Source organism: Xenorhabdus sp. SGI240, from assembly GCF_040081915.1.
Taxonomy (GTDB): domain Bacteria; phylum Pseudomonadota; class Gammaproteobacteria; order Enterobacterales; family Enterobacteriaceae; genus Xenorhabdus; species Xenorhabdus bakwenae.
This window is the reverse complement of sequence record NZ_JBEBMB010000043.1, coordinates 15462-32515: the sequence shown is the minus strand read 5'-3', so window position 1 is coordinate 32515 and position 17054 is coordinate 15462. Positions and strand designations below refer to the sequence as shown.

The 17054-nt window shown below is 44.9% G+C and carries 15 protein-coding genes; 12 read left to right on the top strand and 3 right to left on the bottom strand.

All coding sequences use genetic code 11. The annotated features are described in order from the left end of the window. The first annotated feature begins 2 nt into the window (after positions 1-2). Positions 3-1295 carry a threonine synthase gene (gene thrC, locus ABLA76_RS10445; protein ID WP_348987873.1) on the top strand — a complete coding sequence of 431 codons (1293 nt, stop codon included), beginning with the start codon at positions 3-5 and terminating at the stop codon, positions 1293-1295. 89 nt (positions 1296-1384) lie between these two features. On the opposite strand, the gene yaaA is transcribed toward thrC, so the two are convergent. Continuing rightward, the gene (yaaA, locus tag ABLA76_RS10440; protein ID WP_348987872.1) at positions 1385-2161 is read right to left on the bottom strand and encodes a peroxide stress protein YaaA; all 777 of its coding nucleotides are present in this window, start codon (positions 2159-2161) and stop codon (positions 1385-1387) included. A 170-nt stretch (positions 2162-2331) separates the two neighbouring features. On the opposite strand from yaaA, the gene tal reads away from it, so the two are divergent. Together tal and mog are read left to right on the top strand one after the other, a co-directional pair. After that, entirely contained in the window at positions 2332-3285 is a 954-nt protein-coding gene (gene tal / locus ABLA76_RS10435; protein WP_348987871.1) for a transaldolase, read from the top strand. 122 nt (positions 3286-3407) lie between these two features. After that, on the top strand, positions 3408-3983 hold the full coding sequence (gene mog / locus ABLA76_RS10430; RefSeq protein WP_348987870.1) for a molybdopterin adenylyltransferase: 576 nt from the start codon (positions 3408-3410) through the stop codon (positions 3981-3983). Positions 3984-4103: 120 nt separating this feature from the next. On the opposite strand, the gene ABLA76_RS10425 is transcribed toward mog, so the two are convergent. Continuing rightward, on the bottom strand, positions 4104-4745 hold the full coding sequence (locus ABLA76_RS10425; RefSeq protein ID WP_348987869.1) for a metalloregulator ArsR/SmtB family transcription factor: 642 nt from the start codon (positions 4743-4745) through the stop codon (positions 4104-4106). A gap of 130 nt (positions 4746-4875) precedes the next feature. On the opposite strand from ABLA76_RS10425, the gene ABLA76_RS10420 reads away from it, so the two are divergent. Next, positions 4876-5373, top strand: a complete 498-nt coding sequence (locus tag ABLA76_RS10420; protein WP_348987868.1) for a DUF2938 domain-containing protein — start codon at positions 4876-4878, stop codon at positions 5371-5373. 573 nt (positions 5374-5946) lie between these two features. Here ABLA76_RS10420 and trxA read toward each other — a convergent pair. Then, the gene (gene trxA, locus ABLA76_RS10415; protein ID WP_047766729.1) at positions 5947-6267 is read right to left on the bottom strand and encodes a thioredoxin; all 321 of its coding nucleotides are present in this window, start codon (positions 6265-6267) and stop codon (positions 5947-5949) included. A 751-nt stretch (positions 6268-7018) separates the two neighbouring features. On the opposite strand from trxA, the gene ABLA76_RS10410 reads away from it, so the two are divergent. The 8 genes from ABLA76_RS10410 (at position 7019) to ABLA76_RS10375 (ending at position 16893) form a co-directional block, all read left to right on the top strand. After that, positions 7019-10438, top strand: coding sequence for an amino acid adenylation domain-containing protein (locus tag ABLA76_RS10410; RefSeq protein ID WP_348987867.1), 3420 nt, complete (start codon positions 7019-7021; stop codon positions 10436-10438). After that, positions 10435-12087, top strand: coding sequence for a GMC family oxidoreductase N-terminal domain-containing protein (locus ABLA76_RS10405; protein ID WP_348987866.1), 1653 nt, complete (start codon positions 10435-10437; stop codon positions 12085-12087). The genes ABLA76_RS10410 and ABLA76_RS10405 overlap by 4 nt, the downstream gene beginning before the upstream one ends. Continuing rightward, complete coding sequence (locus ABLA76_RS10400; RefSeq protein WP_348987865.1) at positions 12077-12805, top strand: thioesterase domain-containing protein; 729 nt, start codon at positions 12077-12079, stop codon at positions 12803-12805. The genes ABLA76_RS10405 and ABLA76_RS10400 overlap by 11 nt, the downstream gene beginning before the upstream one ends. A 19-nt stretch (positions 12806-12824) precedes the next feature. Continuing rightward, positions 12825-13961, top strand: a complete 1137-nt coding sequence (locus tag ABLA76_RS10395) for an acyl-CoA dehydrogenase family protein (RefSeq protein WP_047766725.1) — start codon at positions 12825-12827, stop codon at positions 13959-13961. 38 nt (positions 13962-13999) lie between these two features. Then, positions 14000-14869 carry a GNAT family N-acetyltransferase gene (locus ABLA76_RS10390; protein WP_047766724.1) on the top strand — a complete coding sequence of 290 codons (870 nt, stop codon included), beginning with the start codon at positions 14000-14002 and terminating at the stop codon, positions 14867-14869. A 68-nt stretch (positions 14870-14937) separates the two neighbouring features. Then, a complete protein-coding gene (locus tag ABLA76_RS10385; RefSeq protein ID WP_348987864.1) occupies positions 14938-15402 on the top strand; it encodes a group II truncated hemoglobin in 465 nt (154 codons plus the stop codon). Positions 15403-15437: 35 nt separating this feature from the next. Beyond that, complete coding sequence (locus tag ABLA76_RS10380; RefSeq protein ID WP_348987863.1) at positions 15438-16310, top strand: metallophosphoesterase; 873 nt, start codon at positions 15438-15440, stop codon at positions 16308-16310. A 7-nt stretch (positions 16311-16317) separates the two neighbouring features. Continuing rightward, positions 16318-16893 carry a flavoprotein gene (locus ABLA76_RS10375; RefSeq protein WP_348987862.1) on the top strand — a complete coding sequence of 192 codons (576 nt, stop codon included), beginning with the start codon at positions 16318-16320 and terminating at the stop codon, positions 16891-16893. Positions 16894-17054 lie beyond the last annotated feature (161 nt).

The window sequence follows — 17054 nt, the reverse complement described above, 5'->3', positions numbered from 1 at the left end:
CCATGAAATTATATAACTTAAAAGATAACAGCGAGCAGGTCAGTTTTTCACAGGCGGTAAAGCAAGGGTTAGGTAAACAGCAAGGCCTCTTTTTTCCACAGGATTTGCCAGAATTCAGCCGTAATGAAATTGACGATTTATTGAAATTAGATTTTGTCAGCCGCAGCCAGCGCATTCTCTCTGCCTTTATTGGCGATGAAATTCCCGCAGAACAATTGACAGCCCGTGTGAAAAACGCGTTTGCCTTCCCTGCCCCTGTAGCGATTGTCGAAGATGACATCGCTTCACTGGAGCTTTATCACGGCCCGACACTGGCTTTCAAAGACTTTGGTGGCCGTTTCATGGCACAAATTCTTGCCCAGATTGCAGGAGAACAGCCCGTCACGATTTTGACGGCAACATCCGGTGATACCGGTGCCGCAGTGGCCCATGCTTTCTATGGCTTGAACAACGTACAGGTTGTGATCCTTTATCCCGAAGGCAAGATCAGCCCATTGCAGGAAAAACTCTTTTGCACTCTGGGTGGCAATATCCATACGGTAGCTATCAAGGGGGATTTCGATGCTTGCCAGACATTGGTCAAACAGGCTTTTGATGATGAAGAACTGAAACGGGCTTTACACCTTAACTCAGCCAACTCTATTAATATCAGCCGCCTACTGGCACAAATTTGTTATTACTTTGAAGCGGTTGCGCAAATCCCCGCAGAAAAACGTGAACAATTGGTGATTTCCGTGCCAAGCGGCAATTTCGGTAATTTAACCGCAGGGCTGCTGGCAAAATCGCTGGGACTACCGGTAAAACGTTTTATCGCGGCAACCAATGTTAATGACACCGTTCCCCGTTATTTAGCGGCAGGCAAGTGGCTGCCGCATCAGACTATTCCGACGCTGTCCAATGCCATGGATGTCAGCCAGCCCAATAACTGGCCGCGCATTGAAGCATTGTTCCAATGCAAAGGCTGGGCACTGAGTGAACTGGCAAACGGCGTTGTGGATGACGTAACCACCCAAAGCACCCTGCGCGAACTGGCGGCAAAAGGCTATATTTCCGAACCACATGCTGCCGTCGCTTATCGTGTTCTGCGGGATCAATTACAAGAAGGGGAATATGGCTTGTTCCTGGGTACTGCTCATCCAGCCAAATTTAAGGAAAGCGTCGAAGCTACTCTCGGCCAACCATTGCCTTTACCACAAGCGTTGGCTGAACGCGCAGATCTGGACTTGTTATCCCACTTTATGCCTGCTGATTTCTCAACATTGCGTGAATTTTTGCTAAAAAAACAATCGAAATAATATGGCATTGATCACTCCTCCTAATTTCCATTTATAGGTGGAGTGATTCCATGCTGGGTTCCATATACCCAATTGGTTATATCAAGAAACTATTTCTGTTCAGAACGCTTAAACACCAACGCCTCTCCGCAGGAGAGAGATTCATCAAAAGCGTACCCTTCCAGATTGAACGCCACCAGCCGTGCTGGATCGGTCAGTTGGTTCTGAATAATAAAACGGCTCATCAGGCCACGGGCTTTTTTAGCATAGAAGCTAATGACCTTGTATTTGCCATTTTTTTCATCCAGAAAAACAGGTTTGATAATCCTGGCTGCCAGCTTTTTGCTATTTACTGATTTGAAATATTCATCTGATGCCAGATTGACCAGAACATCATCACCTTGTTGTTCCAGTGCCGCATTTAAATTTTCAGTAATGCAATCGCCCCAAAACTGATACAGATCTTTACCGCGTGGATTTTCCAGCTTAATGCCCATCTCCAAACGATAAGGCTGCATCAAATCAAGAGGACGCAAGACCCCATACAGGCCAGATAGAATTCTTAAATGTGTTTGGGCAAAATCAAAATCGTCAGCAGAGAAAGTTTCAGCCTGCATACCGGTATAAACATCGCCTTTAAATGCCAACATCGCCTGACGGGCATTTTCTGGCGTGAAATTGGGCTGCCATTCGGCAAAACGGGCAGCATTCAATCCCGCCAATTTATCACTAATACTCATCAAACTGCCGATTTGCGCAGGCGTTAAAGTCCGGCAAATCTCGATCAGTTGTTGGGATTGCGCCAATAACAGCGGTTGGCTAAACTTTTCTGTTGCCAGTGGACTGCCATAATCAAGTGTTTTTGCAGGTGAAAGGGTAATAAGCATTATTTTTTCCTAATAATCCAGACTTCCCCCACTTTAGCAAAAAAGACAAAAAGAGGAGAATCTCGGCGAGAGAATTTTCCTACCTTACAGCCGCGCTTGACCATGTTATTATCACAAGATGGCGAGGCAATGTTGCCAAAGATTTTACGTATAACGATGAGATATTAAACATGACCGATAAACTGACTTCCCTGCGTAAACTGACAACAGTAGTCGCAGATACCGGGGATATCGAGGCGATGAAACTGTATCAGCCGCAAGATGCGACCACCAACCCTTCCCTGATTTTGAATGCAGCTCAAATTCCAGAATATCGCTCACTGATCGATGAAGCTATTGAGTGGGCGCGTGGTCAAAGCGATTCCCGTGAGCAGCAACTTATTGATGCCGGCGATAAATTAGCTGTCAACATTGGTCTGGAAATTCTGAAACTGATCCCTGGGCGTATTTCCACGGAAGTTGATGCGCGCCTGTCTTATGACACCGAAGCGAGCGTAGCGAAAGCAAAACGTTTGATTAAACTGTACAACGAAGCAGGTATCAGCAACGATCGCATTCTGATCAAGCTGGCTTCCACCTGGCAAGGCATCCGTGCTGCGGAACAACTGGAAAAAGAAGGCATCAACTGTAACCTGACTCTGCTGTTCTCCTTTGCCCAGGCACGGGCTTGTGCAGAAGCGGGGGTCTACCTGATTTCTCCATTTGTTGGCCGTATCCTTGACTGGTATAAAGCCAATGGCGACAAGAAAGAGTTCGCACCGCATGAAGATCCAGGTGTGGTTTCTGTTGCTGAAATTTATCAGTACTACAAAGAACACGGTTACAACACGGTTGTTATGGGAGCAAGTTTCCGTAACTCTGGTGAAATTCTGGAACTGGCAGGCTGTGACCGCCTGACAATCTCTCCATCACTGCTGAAAGAGCTGTCAGAAACCGCTGGTGAAGTTGAACGTAAATTGGGTTATGACGGCGAAATCAAAGAGCGCCCTGCGCCAATGACTGAAGCTGAGTTCTACTGGAACCACCATCAGGATGCAATGGCAACTGAAAAACTGGCGGAAGGTATCCGTAAGTTTGCCGTAGACCAAGGCAAACTTGAAAGCATGATCGCTGATTTGCTGTAATCGCAAGCGATACGCTATTTTTTCTTGTACAAAGGCGACACATAATGGGTCGCCTTTTGTTTATTTCACGTTGCAGCCACCAAATTTTATTTTTCCTATTATTATAATTAATTGAGGTTTGTATGAATGTATTGCGCATTGGTCTCGTGTCTGTTTCTGATCGCGCGTCAAACGGCGTTTATCAGGATAAAGGGCTACCCGCACTGGAAACATGGCTGAAAACAACGATTATCACACCTTTTAGCGTAGAAACCCGCCTGATCCCTGATGAACAAATCCTGATTGAACAAACATTGTGTGAATTGGTTGATGAACTGGGATGCCATTTGGTACTCACCACCGGAGGAACAGGGCCTGCTCGTCGCGATGTCACGCCGGATGCAACACTGGCAATTGCGGATCGGGAAATGCCCGGATTTGGGGAACAGATGCGTCAAATCAGCCTTCAATTTGTGCCAACAGCCATTCTGTCCCGACAAGTCGGCGTGATCCGCAATCAAGCGCTGATTCTCAACCTTCCCGGACAACCGAAAGCCATCGCAGAAACACTGGAAGGATTAAAAGACGAAAATGGCAAGGTGTTGGTAGCGGGAATTTTTGCCAGTGTTCCCTACTGCATCCAATTGCTGGATGGCCCTTATGTGGAAACGGATGAAAGCGTTGTCACCGCATTCAGGCCGAAAAGTGCACGTCGTTAAAAGCCCATATGTTGCTTATTGTTATTAATCATTGTATGCCATAAAGGTTCTGAACCAACTCAGAACCTTATCGATCAATCTTCGCACGACAAAAGTGTGATTGTGATCGCCAGATATTTATTAAGGCTTCGTCTCGATGCGCATTCCGGCCTCTTTCCAACCCGAAAATCCTTTTTTAAACCGACGGGCTTGAATTCCCTTAGCACGAAGCAATGCGAGGGCATTGGCAGAAAGTACGCAATAAGGGCCACGGCAATAGGCGATCAATTTCTGATGAGTGGCCAATTCATCCAGTCTGTTCTCCAGCTCATCAACAGGAATATTAATGGCATCGGGCAAATGACCTTGTTCAAACTCCTCTTTTGGTCTGACATCCAGTAATATCGTGCTGTTTTCCTTAATTCTGTCCAACAACTCATCCCATGAAATTATTTCCTGGTTGTTTGAATCATCAATCAATCTGCGCATTTCTTCGCGGTTAAATTCGGCATATTGCTGGAGTACCGAAATAACTTCCATAATGGGTCCTTCACTCTGACGATAAAGCACATGTTTTCCTGATTTACGGGACTGAAGTAACCCTGCACGTTTGAGCTGCTGGAGATGCTGGGAAGTATTAGCAATTGACAAACCGGAAAGCTCTGAGAGCTTTTCCACGGAGTGTTCAGTGTTAACCAAACATTCAAGCAGTGCCAACCGATGAAGATTTCCTAGTACCTTAGCAATTTCCGCAATCTCGACAATAAGTTGTTTATTAAACATTGACTTTACACTTCCACCATTATTACACTCAATGCATCAATTGAATGAATGGTATCAGAGTTTCTATGCCATTTCGAGTACCTGCTGATTGACCATTAATAGATAGCCACAATTCGGAGGATCGCAACAGATGAATGAAGGATTGGAGTTGATTGTTTATGCTGTACTGATTGGCGCTGGTGCAACAGTTGTTATGGATCTTTGGGCGATTTTCATAAAACGGTGCTTCGGTATTCCCTCACTGAACTATAGCATGGTAGGACGCTGGATTGGGCATATTCCCAAAGGGAAATTTACTCATACAAGCATTCTACAGGCTGAACCGGTGAAAGGTGAAACCGGAATGGGTTGGTTTGCTCACTATTTGATTGGGATTATTTTTGCCGGTTTCCTGTTACTCATTTATGGTTTAGATTGGGCAAAAAACCCCACTTTTCTGCCCGCTTTAATTATCGGTATCGTGACTATAGTTGCCCCTTTCTTCATTATGCAACCTGGTATGGGAATGGGGATGGCTGCATCTAAAACACCTGCCCCCAACACCGCCAGATTAAGAAGCCTGATGACACATACTATTTATGGTATTGGTCTGTATTTAGCTGCGTTATTATTAACATTATTTTCTTGATTTCATTTTTAAATAACCGTCGATAAATTTGTATTATTTTTATCGACGGAATATACATTTTTACGTTCATCTATTTTTCTTATTGTTATCCAATTTGGATCTTATACCAATCCAACTTCAAGATGCATGTTATATTTCCCCGCGCAGCGGGGAAATATACGGCCTCGCGTCGTTTTGCGGATTTCAACTGGAAGTTTATCCATCATTTTTGCTATTTCAGCCGGAATGGAATTTATCGTAAGTTTTAGACGGCTTACGCATAGAGATATTGAATAGATTTAAACCAGTCAGACGCCAAAGGGTGTTGCCCTAATGAAAATGCAGTCATAAATTCCAACGTACGCTTGATGTCATTATTTCAAAATGATGAGTTCCAAACCGGAGACAACAACAGGAGAAAAACCTGCCCTCGCTGCATATCGCCGCAGCAGACCCGTTCCTATAATGAATACTTTCGTATAAACAGACATTAAATGTCTCCTTTGTTTTACTCATTAAAAGCAAATGATGACATTAGTTTGGATTGTCAGGTAAGGCAGGCTCCTCAAATCCTCAAATTTAACTCAACCTGAACTATAAATTTTGAGAAACCATAGTCTTAAATTGTGATAATGAAGCAACCCCAACCAGAGAATCTACAGGTTGTCCATTTTTATAGACTAATGTCGTTGGTATGCTGCGAATGCCATATTTCATAGCGATATTATGGGCATCATCAATATTGATTTCCCCAAAAGTGGCACTCTCTTTCATATCGATTGATAACTGATTAAACGTTGGTGCTACCGCACGACACGGGCCACACCACGGTGCCCAGAATCTAACAATACAGATCCCTTTGGTATTGACCACACTATCAAAATTATCTTCGGTTAATTCAATTAATGTACCCATATTGAATCCTCAGTGAAAATTTTTAAGTTACTAAAATGCAGATCATAAACGAAATGTGGGAGCAGAATATTCGACACCCTTAATTCAATTATTATATTGAATATCATGGTTAGATCAATAGATCTTTTCCTATCATGAAGATAGGCATAGGCTATCAATTAAGAACAGTCAGTTATTAAAATCCTTAAAATAAATCACACAAAATTTATCCAATCAATAGCGAACAAATATAATAATAAAAAAATCAAATAGATAAATTCAAATTAATCACTTTAACCAGAGAAAAAACAGGAAAAATTTGCCAATCATAAATACGATAATTTCACATAATAAATATTAAAAACAAAAAAATAACTTAGTAATATATTAACATGTAGTTATTAACTGACCCACGGGGATTAGCAGATAACAATAATCGTTAATAAAATATTATTATTTGATATTACATTTAGTTATAAACATGTTATTTTTGCATAAAAGCAAACCAACAAATAAAACCAAAGACCTTACAAATACCTTCCCAAGATTAATGAGGCGTCTGAATATGCACTGTTTTTATTTTAAACCCGTAAGTCAATATATTAATCTGATAGTAAATAATGTTTATTTTAACCAAAATAAATTGGTGAACTGTAAAAATATTCCTTGTTAAGAATTTGAGCCATATTCCCAGCACCATTTTATTTAAAAGATAAAAAATAACTTCAAAAAAATATAAATTAACTTATCAATCAAATATAAGGGATAATGCATGAAAAATTTTCTCCAGGCCTTACAAGAATCGGGATTAGAAACCGCTAATCCCCCTGAATTATATAAATCAGAAAATAAAAATTTAGACGTAGAGCTATCAAAATTGAAAGAACAGGTTAATGGGATACTTAAAAACAGATTACCATTAATAAATATTATCATTCCTATAGCTCTACAAGAAGATACGATTGAGACAGAAAATCTCCCATTAACAGATATTCAATATGCCTATTTAATTGGGCGTAATCCCGGACTGGAGCTAGGAGGGTTAACCAGTTGCCTATATACTGAATTAGATATTAATTCATTAGATATCAATTTATTAAATAATGCATTAAACAAAATTATTGAATATCACCCTATGTTAAGGGCGACTTTATCTTTAGATGGACAACAGCGGATTTTATCCACGCCATTAAATTATATCATTCCTATTCAGGATGGTAGAAAGTGGTCAGAGTCAGAAAAAGATAATAGGCTGGAAAGACTTCGTCAGGAAATGGAAACGCAATTATTACCTGTCGATAAAGCACCTACATTCGATATACGGGCAACAATACTGAATGATGATATTACCCGTCTGCATATTTATTTCGATCTGATGTTTGTCGATATTCATAGCGTCCATTTGGTATTACGTGACTGGTGGCAAATTTATCAAGGCCATGACCTACCTGCTCTACCTAACCATCTGAATTTTCCCGGTTATATCAAATTAGAACGTTACCTACAGGGGCAACCACAAGGATTACGCGATAAAACTTATTGGGAACAACAGCTAGAGCATTTACCTCAACCGCCTGAATTACCGTTAAAAAATGCGCCAGAGATCATTTCCCCGCCTGTGTTCAAACGTTACAGCCGAACAATTTCTTCGGAAACATTATTCGCTCTTAGAAAAAAAGCCGAATTACGCAAGTTGACGTTAGAAACGGTACTTCTCGGTATGTACACAGAAGTGCTTCGTCAATGGTCGAAACGTCAAACTTTTACACTGACAGTTACGCAATTTGGACGCCGCCCCTATTTTGCGGGTATTGAAAATGTGGTCGGTAACTTCCTGCAACCCATGTTACTGGGAATTGGCGGAACAGGAGAAGAAAGCCTCAATGATCGTTTGGTACAGATCCAGACTGATTTGATGATGAATCGCTGGCACTGTTCCTATAATGGTGTTCAGGTTCTAAGAGAGCTGACCCGCCGAAGTCATAGCAACCGAGCAGCAACCGCCCCCGTCGTATTTAGCAATACCCTGACGGCCAATTTGGATAATGTCGTGACAGATGTCGGTTGGACGGAGGCAAGCCAGGTTTATAGCAGTAATCAAACCCCACAAGTCTGGTTAGAGAACCAGATTGTTCGTGTTGATGATCGTGTGAAAATTAACTGGAATACCGTTAATGAGCTATTCCCTGATGGCATGGTGGAAGCCATGTTGGATGCGTATATGGCGCTGATAGCAACTTGTGCGGAAAATGATTCAGTATGGGATACAAGCACACCATTGGTGAAATTGCCGGACTCAGATCGGCTGGAACGCACACAAGCCAATGCAACAGAAACCAAATTTGATTTCAAACTGCTACATGAAATGGTCTTACAGGCCGCAGACAAATTTCCCGACTCAATTGCGATGATTCAGGGAGAAAAGCAGGTTACCTATGCAGAAATGGCCAACACAGCCTGTGCAATAGCACAACAACTACGCGCCGCTGTTCCCATTCATCCCAATGATATTGTCGCCGTCTCTCTGCCACAAAGCCCGGAGTTGGTCATCAGTTTATTGGGTATTCTTATGTCAGGTGCTGCCTATGTCGCCATTGATCCTCAACTTCCTGCGGAACGCCGCATGAGTCTACTCAACCGCTGTTCAGCCAAAGGGATTGTCACTGATAGCACGGTTTTTGGACATGATGAATTTACGGATTTATTTCGCATCAATCTGGATGAGTGTTCTATGCATCAGGCAATGGAGACAGCGCAAATGGCTACGGCACATTGGTCTTCCATGCCTTCAATGCAAGGATTAGATGATCTGGCCTATGTCATCTTTACCTCCGGTTCGACAGGGGAACCGAAAGGGGTAATGGCTTCCCACCGGAATGCCGCCAATACCGTGCTGGATATTAATCATAAATTCCAGGTCACAGAAAAAGATGTTGTGTTGTCTGTCGCGCCTGCCGGGTTTGATTTGTCCGTCTATGACTATTTCGGGCTATTAGGTGTGGGGGGAAAAGTTATTTTTTCCATGCCAGAAACGGCCAATGACCCCAAAATCTGGCTAGACATGTTGATTAAACATCAAATTACGATCTGGAATAGTGTCCCTGCCCCCGTAAAAGTATTGGTAGACAGAAATGGTTCCGCATTGTCCACGATCCAATTAAGGTTAATCCTCATGAGCGGAGACTGGATACCTGTCGATCTCCCTGAACGTATTCGGGAAAGTTTGCCAAATACTGCGATCATCAGTCTCGGTGGCGCGACTGAAGGCTCTATCTGGTCGATACATTATCCGATTGAGAAAATTGATAAAAACTGGAAAAGCATTCCTTATGGCAAACCGCTGGCAAATCAGACTTTCCATGTTTTGAATAACTGGCTCCTTCCCTGCCCCAAATGGGTAACCGGAGAACTCTATATTGGCGGAGACGGAGTGACTCAAGGTTATTTGGGAGACGCAGAAAAAACCGCCCTGCGCTTTATAACTCATCCCGTCACGGGCCAAAGGCTGTACAGAACCGGAGATTTGGGACGATATATTGCCGATGGCTTGATAGAAATTTTAGGGCGCGAAGATAATCAGGTAAAAATCAATGGCTACCGCATTGAATTAGGTGAAATTGAAGCCTGCCTGCTGACCCACGAAAATGCCAGCCATGTTGTCATTGATGCCCCTGTCCATGCCAAAACCGGACAACGACATATCGTCTCCTATGTTGTGCCTGAGATGCCAGGAACGTTGGATAACCCGGCTTATTTTCAGGATCAATTGAGGGAAATTGCCCGCAAAACGTTGCCCTCTTATATGGTGCCCAGTTATTACATCTTATTACCCCATATGCCGTTAACCAGTAATGGAAAAATTGACCGTAAAGCGCTGCCCATTCCCTGGTCTGATAGCGAGGAACATGCGGATGCGCCGGTTGAACCCGCTAATGAGATAGAAGCGAAGATCCTGAAACTCTGGCAGGCACAACTTCAGCACGATGATTTTGATGTCACCGATGGCTTTTTTGATATTGGCGGGGACTCACTCCATGCCGTTGGTTTACTGAGTGCGCTGCGACAGGCATTTAATATTACGCCAGTTGGCGAACAGGACATTATCGAAGGGCTGTTCATGAACTCTAATATTCAGTCTTTCTCGCGCATCATTGAAACAATCGTCCAATCTCAGGCGGTGAAAGAGCTATGACCAAAATATATGATTATATCGTGGTAGGCGGTGGTTCAGCAGGCTGTGTGGCAGCCTCCCGCCTGTCTGAAAACAGCACAAAAGCCGTACTACTGATCGAAGCAGGCCACGGATCTGACGTACACAATCCTGCCAGCCCACTCAGAGATGCGTCAAGGCTGGTGTTGGAAGGATATAATTGGGATTACGAAGCCAATGTGCGCAATGATGATGATCGGTTCGCCGCTCTCATTGCTTCTCCTGCCCATAGACAAGATAACCCACAACAAACTCGCAAGCACAAGGAGCGCAAGCCGTTCAATTATCGCGTGGGGAAAGTCCTTGGGGGTTCCTCCGCCGTTAACGGTGCCATTGCCCTGCGAGGATTTCCAGGCGATTTCGATAAATGGGCCAAAATGGGGTGTCCTGATTGGGCTTGGCAGCAAGTTCTGCCGTGGTTTAAGCATTTGGAGAATGACACTGATTATATCGGTGATGATAACCACGGATCACAGGGTCCGATGTGTCTGCGCAGACCGGCAAATAGCGAGATCCATCCTCTTGATATGGCTTTTGCCCATGCCTGCGAACAGTTTGGCGTACCTTACGCCGATGATCTCAATATCGGTGAAGATCCTGCTGTCGGCCCTGTGCCCGCCAATGTCGTTAACGGCGCCGAAAGAGTCGATGTGTATCGTTCATACCTTGAACCGGTCCTGAATAGGGAAAATCTGCATGTGCTGACAGATGCCTTGGTCACACAGATCATTTTCAATGGCACTGTTGCTTCAGGAGTAAGAATTATTCAGGCGGAAGAAGAGCAGGTTTATCAGGCCAGACAAATTGTTCTCTGCGCTGGCGCAATTGGTTCGGCAACATTATTACAACGCTCAGGAGTGGGTGATCCAGAACATCTGAGCAGATTAGGGATCCCTGTTGTTGCGCAAGTGCCCGCCGTTGGCAGAAATCTGACTGATCATGCTTCCGTGGTGCTCTGGGCGCTGCCTAAAGCCGGTGTCTGTACTACTGGCTTGCCGTGGCGGCAAATTGCTGCCCGCATTAGAAGCGGTTATGACGCAAAAGTCGATGTGCAAATTGGCCTGCTGAACAATGTTGCCAGTGACACCGTACCGGGGTTCAGAGATCGCGTGACTTACCCAATGCTGGTTGGCGCTTCGGTCATGTTGATGCGTCCAGAGATTCAAGGACGGGTTTTCATCAATTCCGCTACGCCCACAGTATTACCACAAATTGATCTGCCGTTAACCCGCTCCCCGTCAGATATCGCCCGCCTTATCGGGGGAGTACGCAAAATTTGGCAGGTTTTACGCCACCCGGAAGTCGATGTTTTCCTTGATGGCATCCAATTTTGGTCAGACTCCATGATTCATAACGATGAAATCATGAACAGCGCAATCAAAAACCTGGTTAATCCAGGCTGGCACGCGTCGGGAACGATCAGAATGGGTGCCCATGATGATCCTGATAGCGCCACGCAAGAAGATGGCCGAGTCCGTGGCGTGACGGGGGTAACCGTTGCCGACGCTTCTCTCTTCCCCACGATTCCCTCTATGCCAACCAATCTGACAACCATTATGGTGGCTGAACGTATTGTCCGTTTTCTGCTAGAGAGAGAAACCACCCGCGAGCGGAGGAGAAATGGCAACTAATGGCAGACGGGTGATTTATGCCTTTCCTCATGCAGGAGCAACAACAGCGACTTATCGCCCCTGGCTAAATGATCTTATGACCACCCAATCGGCGATCTTACAACCCGTTGCGATCCCGGGTCGTGGTTATCTGGCTAAAGAGCCTGAAATTCACGATCTCGACGCCCTGATTGAACGACTGGCATCCGATATCCGGGCCGATTTTCAGCAGAAACAAGCTCAGGGTTTCACGGAGTGGATCACCTTTGGTCATAGCTTTGGTGGCGTGCTGAGTATCGCGGTGGGTCGGGCATTAAAAAACTATGGCACTTCGCCTTTATTTGGCGTGGTATCCAGCTCTGTTCCCCCTCATCGTCAACCCGAAGATGAACGGCATACATGGACAGATGAACAATTGATGCAGAAAACCAAAGCGGATCAAGGTACACCCGACGCAATCTTGAATGAACCTGCGCTGATAAAACCCATCATCCGGCAACTGCGCAATGATTACCTGATACGCAGCCAATTTCCCCGGCTTAGCAATATACAAGTGAGTTATCCACTGGTGTTGGTTTCCGCCACTCACGACAGTTATGTCACTTTGGCAGACATGGAGGCCTGGAAAAATTACACCGCTGGCGATATTTCCCTCACGCATATTGAAGGGGATCACTTTGCTGTGTATCGGCATTGGGACGTCATCAAACAAATACTACTGAGTAAGGCAACGGGCTGACAACAAATCTGGAGTGTATATGCGTATTGAGATTGATAATTTTGATAATTACCGGAAATCTTGCCGTGAATTCCTTGAACGTGAAATCGTCCCTGAGCATCAGAAATGGGAAGAGAACGGGCTGGTTGAACGCACATTTTGGCAGAAATTAGGTCAGTCAGGGTTGTTAGGCATAAGTGTCAGCCCTGAATTCGGGGGATTGGGAAAACACGACTATCGGTTCGCCGTTATTCTGACAGAAGAACTCATCAAGGCAGGTGTCACTGTACCCGGGATCGTGGCCCATAACGATATTGTTGCTAGCTACATTTTTGCCCTCGGGAATCAGGAACAGAAAAAGAGGTGGCTGCCGGAATTGTGCAGCGGACAACGGGTCGCCGCCATTGCCATGACGGAGTCGACTGGAGGTTCCAATACCGCAGACATCAAAACCGTGGCTAAACGCCGAGGGGATCACTATCTGGTGAATGGCGGTAAAGCTTACATCACCAATGGCATCAATGCGGATCTGATCGTGGTGGCGGTAAAAACAGAAGAGGGGCAACAAGGCCAGGGTATCAGTTTACTGGCAATAGAACGGGATATGCCCGGATTCACCAGAGGAGAGCCAGTAAAGAAAATCGGCTGGAATGGCAGCGATACGGCTGAACTCTTTTTCCATGACTGCAAGGTTCCTGTCACCAACCTGATTGGCCGTGAGAATCTCGGCAACTATTACTTTATGTCAGCCATGCCCCGCGAACGCCTCAGTATCTCAACTGTGGCGGTTGCCAGTGCAGAACATATATTGCAGAGCACACTGGAATATGTGAAAGAAAGAACGGCCTTCAATCAACCGATCGGCTCCTTTCAATACAACCGTTTTATTCTTGCGCAATTAGATACCGAAGTAAAAATTGCCCGCATTTACCTGGATAACGCCGTTGAACGCTTAAATCAGGGGCTGTTCAGTTTAGTGGATGCAGCCCGCATCAAGTGGTGGACGACCGAACTGCAAATGAAAGTGGCAGATCGTTGCCTGCAATTGCACGGCGGCTTGGGTTATATGCGTGATTCCATTGCGGGTAAGAATTGGCTAAATAGCCGCGCCCAGACTATTTACGGCGGAACCAGCGAGGTGCTGCAAGAAATCATCAGTAAATCCATTGGTCTTTAAGTCACCGTGATAAGTGGTTGGGGGAGGATATATCAGCTATGAATAAGATGAACAGCCAGTCGTGTCTCATTCGATCAGTCAATGTCAGTCAATGGAACTCGATCATTCTTAATTGGGCAAAGGCCGAGAACTGGGATATGAATGTGGACGATGCAGCCTGTTTCTTTCGGGTAGATCCAGAGGCTTTTTTCATCGCCTATCGGGGTATGCAACCCATCGCCTCAATATCGATGGTGAGTTATTCCGATTTTTATTCGTTCGGTGGCAATTTCATCATATTACCCGAATTCCGCAATCACGTTTGCGCAGGAAAAATCTGGAAATGGTCTATGGACTATGCAGCACACCGCACAATTGGCTGTGATGGTAACTGGGATAGAACGCAACTCTACGAAAAAAGAGGATTTGCCATCCATTACCGTAATGTCCGGCTTTCCGGACTCATCACGCAAAAAATCACGCCACCAGCGGGTGCTATTCCGATTACACCCGCCAATATTGATGAAGTCATTAAATATGATGCTAAATGCATTGGTGTTTATCGGGGGGCATTACTGGCTAATTGGTTCTGGGGCAAAGAACGTTATGGCTTTTGTACTTATTCCGGAACGGAAATTTCCGGCGTTATTGGCATAAGACGATCGCAAAATGGCTACCGAATAGGCCCTTTCTTTGCCGATAACGCGGACGCTGTTGAAACATTAGCCCTTACCGCATTCGCACAGATCCCTGATGGTTTACCTGTATCAGTCGATGTTCCCGAAACCGATAACAATGAGTTTCTCCAATTGGCTAGCGAATATGGGCTAAAGGGACTGTTTAACACATACAGAATGTACAAAGGCAATCTCATACCAAAGGGGCGGCTGGATAAGGTCAAGGCCATTGCGTCTTTGGAGTTAGGGTAATGGATATCAACAAGTCGCCATTACCTGAGTCGCAACATCATTAATATACTCATACGAGAGGTTATGTTATGGCAAATGAAACACCGACCTTATTTGAATGGATGGGGGGTCGAGAGGTGCTCATGAAGCTCATGGACACTTTTTATGCCAAGGTCGAAAAAGACGAGCTGCTTGCTCCGCTGTTTAAAAACATGAAATCCGATCACCCTGGTCATGTCGCCATGTGGTTGGAAGAAGTGCTCGGTGGGGAAAATCGCTATACCGAAGATCGGGGTGGCTTCAAAATCATGTTAAGCCGTCACCGTGGCAGAAGCATTCAACCTGAACAAAGAAAGAGATGGGTGGAATTGTTGATGACGTCAGCTGATGAAATCGGCTTACCTTCTGATCCTGAATTTCGTTCAGCCTTTGCCGGTTATATCGAATGGGGTTCACGCAGAGCGGAGGCCAATTCTCAGCCCAATGCGGTTCCTTCCCGTCGAGAAACTGTACCTAAGTGGGGATGGGGGGAAGCCCCCCCAGGAACGCCCTGATTTTTGAAGAAACTTAGAAGCAAAGAGGTGAGCTTATGCTGTTGGCTGTCAGTGACTTACATGTCTCTCATGCAACAAACAGGGCTATCGTCGAATCATTCAGGCCATCAGCACCTGATGATTGGCTGTTGCTAGCCGGTGATATTGCAGAGCAGGAATCAGACTTTACCTGGGTCATCAGTATGCTTTCCCAACGGTTTGCTCAAGTCGTCTGGACGCCGGGCAACCATGAACTCTGGTGCACACCCAAAGATCAACTCAAGTTGCCCGGCGTACTGCGTTATGAACATCTGGTCAATATCTGCCGACAGCATAACGTACTCACCCCCGAAGATGAGTTTCGTCATTACCGCACAGGCAATGGTACAACGGTGACCATTGCCCCTGTTTTTACCCTATACGATTATTCATTTAGAAATACCTATGACTATACGGCGGAACAGGCCATAGATCGCGCTCGTCGTTGTGGTGTCATTAGCTCTGACGAGTTCTTCCTGAAAACCTATCCCCATAGCAATGTTATCGATTGGTGTCGGGAGCGTATCCAATATACCGAAAAACGCTTGAATGCCATTCCAGATGGCGACGATATCGTACTTATCAGCCATTTCCCCATCATCCGTAAGCCGCTCGAATCCTTACGCAATAGCGAATTTTCCATTTGGTGTGGCAGTGAAAAAACGCATCAATGGGCATCAAGAAAAGGGATTCGTATAGTGGTATATGGACACTTACATATGCCTAATCTCGAATACATTCACGATGTTGCTCATTTAGAAGTCTCTTTGGGATATCCACGGGAATGGCAAGAGCGTCATGGCAAGGGTTCTTACTTAGTACAACTAGACGGGTTACTGGAACACGCTAACGCGTATAGTTCATCATCTATTTTTAGAATAAGAGGCTAATTTACCGATGAAGAATGATGAAATAATTCCACAGATAACACCTCGGATCTTAATTGGAGCAACCGGATCAGTGGATATCACCCTCCTCCCCAAATATCTTTCAGCAATTAAGGCGACGATTGACTGTACATTAACCGTATTGATGACAAACAATGCCACCACCTTTTTACCCGCCTCAACCGTAGCGCTCTATGCCGATCGGGTCATTAGCGGAGAGATGCCACACGATTGGCCAACAGACAAACCTTCACGCATTGTCGCGGATCATGACATTCTGGCCGTTTTACCTGCAACCGCTAACACACTTGCGACCGTTGCTTGTGGTGGCGCAACCCATCGATTAACCACAGTTATTCTGGCCTCTACATTTCCTGTGCTGTTTTTTCCTGTCATGGGGCACGTGATGTGGGAAAAAAAAGCGACACGCCGCAATATCACGCAACTACGTGATGATGGTTATCACGTCATTGAACCCGTGTGGCATGAAAATTTTGATGTTTCACTACAACGAAAGGTTGGGCATCCTTCATTACCGGATATTGAAACCGTTATTTCACTTCTGAAACAACATCTGTCAGAGTAAGTTCGAAATTAATCGCGTTATGGTGTCCAAATCTCAGTGACATATCACCACAATGGGTTCTTTTAAAAAGTTGTAGAATAAATATCTTTTAATATAGCATAAGTTTTATTTTCATCTATTTTGAGTCTGGTCAGAACATTGAAAATAAACACCTTAGAACC